Annotated in this window: 3 protein-coding genes; 2 read left to right on the plus strand and 1 reads right to left on the minus strand. The window is 47.8% G+C overall.

Translation table 11 applies throughout. The annotated features are described in order from the left end of the window. Both J4G07_09875 and J4G07_09880 read left to right on the plus strand, forming a co-directional pair. Positions 1-196 (plus strand): fatty acid desaturase (locus tag J4G07_09875; protein ID MCE2414302.1); only part of this gene is annotated, 196 nt, incomplete at its 5' end. Beyond that, positions 193-924: a polysaccharide deacetylase family protein gene (locus J4G07_09880; GenBank protein MCE2414303.1), complete on the plus strand. Its 732-nt coding sequence runs from the start codon at positions 193-195 to the stop codon at positions 922-924. The genes J4G07_09875 and J4G07_09880, both read left to right, overlap by 4 nt. Before the next feature lie 110 nt (positions 925-1034). Here the strand turns inward: J4G07_09880 and J4G07_09885 are convergent, their stop codons facing one another. After that, positions 1035-1799 carry a hypothetical protein gene (locus tag J4G07_09885; GenBank protein MCE2414304.1) on the minus strand — a complete coding sequence of 255 codons (765 nt, stop codon included), beginning with the start codon at positions 1797-1799 and terminating at the stop codon, positions 1035-1037. Between the last annotated feature and the right edge of the window lie 115 nt (positions 1800-1914).

The following is a 1914-nucleotide window of genomic DNA, read 5'->3' on the forward strand; positions in this document are numbered from 1 at the left end:
TGGGACATATTTACCCCATCGAACGCCGGAAACTGGATATGATAACCCGCATCGAGCACAAAGCAATGCGTATTCAACGCTCTGGTCGTTCATCACCTGTTATCATTTCGGGTATCATTGGGAACACCATGAGTACCCTTATGTTCCGTGGTGGCGCCTGCCGGTCATACGTAGAACAAGGACGCAGCCCCAATGAACCTTGTAATCTCAGTTGTTGGAACATTTGCTGTGGTGATATTGTTGTGGCTGTTCTTTAGACCGCCCTTCGGAAAGAATATCGTTCGCCTGAACACAGACCAGCGGGTTGTCGCGCTCACCTACGACGATGGACCGAACCCACCTTACACTGATCGATTGCTCGATGTCCTTGCGAAACACGATGTCAAAGCTACATTTTTCATGATCGGGAATTGGATCGAAAAGCATCCTGAAACGGTAAATCGGGTTATTGCTGAGGGGCATCAGATTGGCAATCACTCCTATAGCCATCCGTTGCTGGGCTTCCTACCGCCTATCTACGTCCGACGGGAAATTGAACGCACGGACGACCTCCTACAGAGATTGCTTCGCAGTGAGAACCCTACAGGAGGTTTCAAGGCAGGTGAAGTTGTGTTTCGCGCACCAATGTTGACGCGGTTTTTGCCGGTAGCATGGGTGCTCGCGAAAGGTGATCGTGCACACATTAGTTGCAATGTGTGGAGTTGGGATTGGACAACACAGAATCCCGATAAAATCACTGAAACGGTCCTGAAGAAGACCAAATCCGGTTCAATCATCGTTTTACATGATGGGAAAGCAGAAAACAAGAAGGCAAACCGTTCGGGGACGGTCGAGGCAACAGATCGTATTATCGCGGGACTGAAACGGGATGGATATCAATTTGTACGGGTGTCGGATGTCAGAAGAACGGCAATCAGCAATTAGCAATCGGCTGTCAGAAAAACGGATTAGATTCCAAAAAATCTCGTTTCTTACTGTGGATTGCTATTCCACTGAGCAGGGATCCGCTTCCACTGTAAACAAGTAACTGCTCCTCAGTCTGACGCCTCTACAGAATTTTTTGCGTAAAAAGCGTTTATCTCTCCTATCTCATTCCATTGATTACCAGTTACACACAATTTAAAGCGTTGACCTCGATCAAACTGATATTTAATTTGTCCAGTTTCACCTGGAAATATTCCCCAGACTCTGGCAAGCGCGTCGAGTGGTTTCTTATATTCATCGCTTTCTTGCGCGTTCCATTTCGCAGGATCAATACCGTCAGGCACTTTTTCCGTCGGAAGTTTTTGGTCTCCGTCAAGGAGATGGAAACTCCCTACTGCCTCGTCTCTCCCGACTTGGATGTCAATAATGAGTGTGCCGCCATCTTCAAACGCAGTAGTATCAATGTAAACAATGGCGTAATCCTGATGGGCTACCTCTGGGGTGCGGAAGGTGTCCACCACCTCCTGTGAAGGTTGTTCCGGTGTAAGAATAAGATCGCCCAATCCGGGACGTTTTCCTTCCATGGATGCCTTGAGAAAAAATAGATAAGCCTCTATCTCGTTCTCGAACTCCCCTAAGCATTCGGGGAACTGATTATAGCCTATGCCACCGAGTGGTTTAAACTCATGTGAGATAACCAAACAGTCCACCGGTGAACCTTTTTTCCAACTTTTTATAATTGCTTGTGCTAAGGCATGACTTGTGTCGAACGTCTTATCTTCACGCTCGCGTCGCCGTGCGATCGGTTCTCGTAAACTCGGGGTTCGTCCTAATTCCGCATTCGGGACCCACGTGTTAATGAAGTTTTCGTTCAAGAATTCTATAACTCGATCGTCGGAGAGCTCAACTGCCCTCAGGCTTTTGCCACTCCCTCAGCAGGATTCGTCGAAGAGTGGTCCACTTATTGAGATGGCATGGATTGGTTTCTGT

This window comes from Candidatus Poribacteria bacterium (genome assembly GCA_021295715.1).
In the GTDB taxonomy this organism is placed as follows: Bacteria; Poribacteria; WGA-4E; order WGA-4E; family WGA-3G; genus WGA-3G.